Here is a 6,326-nt window from a genome sequence, read left to right as displayed (position 1 = left end):
GCATCGGCCAGGACCATGACCGCATCGTAGGCGTATGGTGCATTGATCTGTACGTCAATGCCAAACCGCTTCTTGTAGGCTGCCCTGAAGTTGTCCATCGCGGCCTTGCCGGTCCCCTCCACGCCGCCCGCTTCCGCGCAGACAACCTGGTCGTCCGCCATCGCCCCGCCCGACAGTTTCGCGATTTCGTCGGAACAGATGCCGTCGCCGCCCATCATCTTCGTGTTCATTCCAAGCTGCTTCATCTGGCGCAGCATCGGTCCGGCGACAGCGTTCATCCCGCCATAGAAAACCAGATCTGGCTTGGTGGCCCTGATTTTGGTCAGGATCGCGCTGAAGTCGGTCGCCTTGTCATTGGTGAACTCGCGCGCGATGACGGTCCCTCCCTGCTGCTGCAGCCCCTTGGCAAATTCGGTAGCCAGGCCCTGGCCGTACGCGGTCCGGTCGTCGATCACGGCGACGCGGCGCGCCGCCATCCCCTTCACCGCGTAACGTCCGAGCGCGCGGCCCAGTTGCGTGTCATTGGCCACCACGCGGAACGTCGTGTTGAAGCCCTGCTGGGTGTACTTCGGACTGGTGCTCGAGTGCGAAATCTGCGGGATGCCTGCGGTGTAATAGATCTTCGAGGCCGGAATGGTCGTGCCTGACGTCTGATGACCAACAACGCCATTGACCTTGGCATCGGCCAGCTTCTGCGCGACGGTTGTGGCCTGCCTCGGTTCGCCCGCGTCGTCTTCCGCCACGAGCTCGAAACGCACCTTCTTTCCACCGATGACGACTCCGCGCGCATTGAGCGCTTCGATTGCTAAACGGGCGCCATTCTCCGTGTCCTTTCCGAAATAAGCCACAGGTCCGGTGACCGCCGCGACGTGGCCAATTTTTACCACCTCCTGGGCCGATGCCACACCGGCCAACGACAGGGCAATTACAACTACTGCATGCTTCTTCATTATTCCTCTTGAACTAGTAATACTCTGAACTTTGGCCTGCATCGGCTTCGGCAAAAACCAGAAAAAAGCCGCTGGATTAGTGTACAGGCGGCACTTGGGCGCAGCGGAAGGTATGCAAACCGTTCAGCTTAGCACCGGCCATGCGCAGAGGAAACGAATTTAATTGCACAACAATCTGCAAAAATTAATTTGACTGCATCCGATGAGGGCGCCAGCGCCAACCGCGGGGCGGTTGGCGCTACAGGAGCGTGCACGCAGTCGGCATAGAAGGCCACGAATGCGCCATCCGCCGGGTCGGCGCCGGCCAGGTTCACGCACACTTCCCGCTCGCCATGGCCGATCAGCAATTCGCCGCCGCTATAGATGGACGGCAGGACCAGCACCAGCGTGGCGAACATGCCGTCGGCTTTCTCCGTGTCCCGGTGTTCAATGAAAAAGCTGCCGGTATCGTAGATCAGCAATTTGTAAAGCTGCGCGTTGACGGGCTCCGGCACCCCCAGCCCATCCGCGGCGCGGCCGACGATACCGCCAAGTGTCTGCGCCCAGTTGCGCCCAGCGAATGTGATCTGATCTGCGTCGATTTGCCACGTACGGCGCACCGCCGTGTCGATCACCGTTTGCTCGCCGCGTCCGAATGGCGCCAGTTGTGCGCGGGCGCGCAGCGGCGCCACCTGGTCTTGCTGAAGCCGCGGCGACAGCAGGCCCAGTCCCTGCACGCTCAGATTCGGCGGCGCGATGGCCACTGTCCCTTCCACGTAGTAATCGCCATGGCGGCGGATGCCGCGTAGCTGGCGGCCCAGCGCAGCGAACGAGAACCCTCGCTGAACCTGGGCGGACGAACCGGCTCCTTGCGAACTGGCCTATCCCGATGCCAGAAATGAAGCAAGCATTGACGATCAGCCCGCCCACACTTGCTTCAACTGCGGCCCTCAGAGAACGAAGCGCTGCATCATCTCAGAACGTGTAGGCGGCCCCGACATTGACGAAGCGGCCGACCGCGCCGGCGGAATGCAGCGACAGGTTGTACGGGAGTCCGCTGCCGTAGGTACTCACATCAACTGGAGGGGCCTGATTAAAGAGATTGGTCACCGACGCATGCAAGGTCCACTTTTTGTCGAGCTTGTAATGCACCGACAGATCGGTCTCGAGGAAGGAATGGACTTTACAGAACTGCTCAGGGGTGTTCCCGCTAGGGAATACGCCATTCATCGTCCCGCCGTCTGCGCACGTGAATTGCCCGCTCGTAGGGTCGTTCAAGTTATATCCGGAGATCCAGTGCAGGCTGGTTCCCACCTCCAGCGGGCCTTTCTCCCACGTCAGGTCGACTTGCGCCCGGTCTTTTGGATTGGCGGTATCGGCACCGATGCCCGCAGGACCGTGTGTACCCGCCAATTCATAGGACACGCCGCTGATGTTCATGACATAGCTGAAGGCATGAGCGAATTGGAATTCGGTCTTCAGCTTTCCGTACTCGCCCAGGTTGAATTTGTAACGCGTATCGAATTCCATCCCCCGAGTCCTCGTACTGTTCGCATTGATCGGGGTCGCCGGATAATATGCAATCCTGCCGATGGCAGGCGTACAAGAGGTGCTGCCGCCGTTACCATCGGCGCAGTCCGAGAGTTCGGGCGCATTGCGTACCGGAGTGCCGGACAAGGGTCCGCCGACGATTTGATCCTTGATCGTTATCTGGTACAGATCAATCGCGGTGCTCCATCCTTTGACAGGTTCCAGGATCACACCGAGCGTTGCCGAAACAGACTTCTCTGGTTTCAGGTCGGGATTGGTAGTGCTCAAGCCGATCAGCGACTCGTTGCACGAGGCAATTACTGTCCCTTTTGGATACATGCCATTGGCCATATAGCCGCCTGGGCAGAGTACGGGGTCATTTGAGCTCCCTACCCCACCGCTGCTGGCAGAGTTGCCGTTCTCGGCCGGACCTGGCGCTCTAAAGCCTTTCGCCAGGGTTCCGCGCAAGGCGAATGCCTCGCTCGGCGTCCATTTGAAAGCCAGCTTGGGCGTGGTCGAGTTGCCGGCCAGGCTGTAGTGGTCGAATCGGACAGCCCCGTCGATTTCCAGGCTCTTCAGCACCGGGGCGGTAAATTCCATATAAGCGGACGTCGCCGTTTCGGAGCCGAAAGCGTAGGCGCCGTTGGTAAGGCCATCCGGATTGGGCATGGCTGGGGCCGACAATTTGGTATGGAAGGACCCGCCTCCCAGGCTAACGATCAAATCGCCACCTGGTAGATTCGCCAGGGAACGCGAGGCGTGCAATTCGGCAAAATCCAGCTCCGAGGTGTCAAACGACGACACGGTTGGGAAGATCGCCGCGATATCGGCGGCGGTATTCGCGCCGGTGACCGAATAGGGATTTACCGCGCGATTCAATGCGGCGTTCATCGCAGGGACGTTCAAGCCGCCCGTGCTCACCCGGTTCAGGTTATCCCTGGTATAGCCAAGCGAACCATCGATGTCCCAGGCTCCCCACGTGCCGCTAAGATTGGCTACCAGACGGTATGCTTTGGAATCGGTAGTGATATCGCGTGCCGGCGCCCCTGGAATCGGCCCGCGCACAATGGCCGGCACGCCAAATGGGTTACCGGGATAATTGGCAGGCAGGCGAATGGCTGGAATGGCGGTCCCGGCAATATAGTGCGGGGGAACGCCGGACATCATTTCCAGCTGATTCCCGTAGGACGATGGGAAATTGGTGAAGCCCTGGGGCAAGGTATCCTTGCTCTGGAATAAGGACGCCTTGAAATCGGCCTTCCACCCATCGCCCAGTTTTTTGGTGTAACTGGCCAGGATGTTGACGTTCTCCGTCTTCTGTTGAATGACTTTATTCGGATCCTCGTACGCGCATCCGCCGGATGCCATCTGCGCGTAGCTGCCGCACACGGTGCCGGGGAAAAATGCAAAAGCTGCGCTGTTATTGGCGCCGCTCACTCTTGGGGTATTTGGATTGAGCATGTATGGCGACAGCACGATCGGCGCCGTATTTTGCGGGGTGATGACACCGGGCGACTTGTTGGCGCCGCCATAGGCCGACATATCCAGCGCTTGCCACAGTCCGCCGTCCCTGCGCTGCGTATAGTGAATCGGCTCCTGGCGCCGGTACTCCAGGCTGACGTACGCGTTATAACCATCCGTTTCAAGATCGCCGAGCCCGTGGCTGGCCGTCAGGTGGCTGGTGGTGCCGCCGCCCTGGGTCGTGGTACCTGTTTCAGCCGAGAGCCTGGTGCCGACAAAATTCTTCTTCAGGATAACGTTGACCACGCCGGCCATGGCGTCGGAGCCGTACACGGCGGAGGCGCCGTCTTTCAGGATTTCAATGCGTTCAACGGCATCGAATGGAATGCTCGACAGGTCCACAAAAGAGCGCGAACCATCATCGGCCAGCGGGTAAGACGCCATCCGGTGGCCGTCGATCAGCGTCAGCGTCGCATTGTTATTGAGGCCGCGCAGGGAAATGGCGCTGCCACCCGCTGCGAATCCCCCCTGGAAGGTTTGGCTCAGCGTACCTGCACCATTGGCCGTGATATGTTGCAACACTTCCGAAATCGAGGTGTAGCCGGAGTTCTTCAGGTCGGCTGCTGTGATCACTTGCACGGGGCTGGGCGTCTCGGCATCCGCGCGGCGGATGTAGGAACCGGTGATCTCGACGCGCTGCGTCGGCTGGTTTGCCTCTGGCTCCGGGTCCGCGGCCTTCTGCTGCGCCATTGCTGACGCGGCGAACGTGGCCGAAAATGCTCCCGCTGCAATGATTTGCGCAATCGCCAGCGGTAATACTTTCAATCTGCTCGACATTTCTACTCCTTTAGAATTATTCAAAATCTCCGGTTACGTCCACTACTGGTCTACCCTCGCTCGGCAACGAAGGATTGACTATTTCAAATTCATTGATGGCTCGGCTTGCTCGCGCTGTGGACCACCGGGGCAAGTTCACCTTGCTTCCAGGTGGCGCGCAGCGGGTGCGCTTCGGTGTTGAACACGACACCGTCAAAGTCGAGGGCGCCAGGCGCGGCGAAGGTCAGATAGAAATACTTGAAGGTCTCCGCGAACACGAAGCTTTCCATCGAATCGCGTTTGATTTTTTTGGTAACGTCCGACAGTGCCGCATAACCGCCTTCGGTTCGGCAGTGGCGAACGAAATCGTCGAACATCGTGCGCGCCGCCTTGCGATAAAGCGGATCAGCGGTGTAATGCCAAAGGTAATAATTGGACTCGATAATCTCGGGCCGCAACTGATAGCCGTCCTGGCGTATCTTCATGGTCCGGTAGTCAATCACTTCCGGCTCGATACCGGTCAGGTTCCACATCCGCATACCGGATGCCTGCAGGCGCTTGGCCCTATCCAGGTCGCCCGACAATGCCAGCACGGCGGGGAAAAACGCGTCAAGCGCGCCATAGTCGCTGTCGGTGCGCTTGCCGGTGTTCATGTCGGCATGGCCATACCAGAGATTGCCGTCGACTTCATCGGCCAGATATTGGTTGATCGCGGCAATACTGGTCTTCCACATCGCCAGGCAATCTTCGTCACCGAACAACTTCCAGCATTTCAGCAGGTATTCGTAGTACGAATCGGTACCGCTGGCGACACTGGCGTCGCGACCAATCCATTGGCCTGTTTCGATATTGATGGTATCGGCGACCAGGCCGATCTTCGAGCGACGGTTGAATGTCTCGACCAGGGCGCGCTTGGCTTTTTCGTAGTAGATGGGGTTGCCGGTGAGTTTGCTGAGCGTTCCGAACTCCAGCAACAAGGTACCGGTCTCCGCAGGATTGCTCTCGACGCCGCGCACCTTACCGGTGCGCAAATTTACGAAGACATAAGGCAGGCCGGTGGGGGAATCGAAGGCCGGAAGCAGGCGGCGTCCCAGGTCATCCGCAAGCTTCAGCAGGCGCACATCGCCTGTCAGTTGATAGCTGGACAGCAAGCCGCCCAGCAAGCGGATCGTGATCTCGAAATTCTTGACATAGATGTCCTTGTCGAAGGACAGCTCGGTGGCGATCAGCTCCCTGGCCTTGTCGGCATCGGTGCTCAAGCCCATGACGATGAGGGTATCGAGGGCGTCGACCGTCGTCATCATGAGGGACTGGCCGTACCAGTCATGCGCTTGATGGCTGAGCGGCTTCAGGGCATCGTGGCCCCAGGCAAACTTCTCGTAGTTGCGCCAGGCATGCAGGAACTCCGCTTTGACGGCGGCGCTCTGCCTGGCATCGACCACCGGCGCGGCCGGGGCCGCACGGGATACCGATAATGCAGCCGCCTGGATGGCGACACCCAGCGTCACGGCACGAAAGATTGATGGCTTCAAAGCGAGTTCTCCTAGTGTTGAGATGGGCGGTTATTCGTTGCGCAGAATGGAGAGGACC

General features: G+C 59.4%; 4 protein-coding genes. All 4 read right to left on the bottom strand.

All coding sequences use genetic code 11. From position 1 onward, the window contains the following. Positions 1-950 (bottom strand): branched-chain amino acid ABC transporter substrate-binding protein (locus tag JWQ61_RS00555; protein WP_304358790.1); only part of this gene is annotated, 950 nt, incomplete at its 3' end. Positions 951-1,078: 128 nt separating this feature from the next. Next, complete coding sequence (locus JWQ61_RS00550; RefSeq protein WP_304358789.1) at positions 1,079-1,693, bottom strand: 2OG-Fe(II) oxygenase; 615 nt, start codon at positions 1,691-1,693, stop codon at positions 1,079-1,081. A gap of 211 nt (positions 1,694-1,904) precedes the next feature. After that, on the bottom strand, positions 1,905-4,757 hold the full coding sequence (locus JWQ61_RS00545) for a TonB-dependent receptor (protein WP_304358788.1): 2,853 nt from the start codon (positions 4,755-4,757) through the stop codon (positions 1,905-1,907). Positions 4,758-4,846: 89 nt separating this feature from the next. Further along, positions 4,847-6,268 (bottom strand): glycoside hydrolase family 47 protein, encoded by a 1,422-nt coding sequence (locus tag JWQ61_RS00540; protein ID WP_304358787.1) that lies wholly within the window; start codon positions 6,266-6,268, stop codon positions 4,847-4,849. Positions 6,269-6,326 lie beyond the last annotated feature (58 nt).

Source organism: Collimonas fungivorans (genome assembly GCF_028292705.1).
GTDB classification, from domain to species: domain Bacteria; phylum Pseudomonadota; class Gammaproteobacteria; order Burkholderiales; family Burkholderiaceae_D; genus Collimonas; species Collimonas fungivorans_B.
Note: the sequence above shows the minus strand (reverse complement) of the source record. Positions and strands in the feature narration are given on the sequence as shown.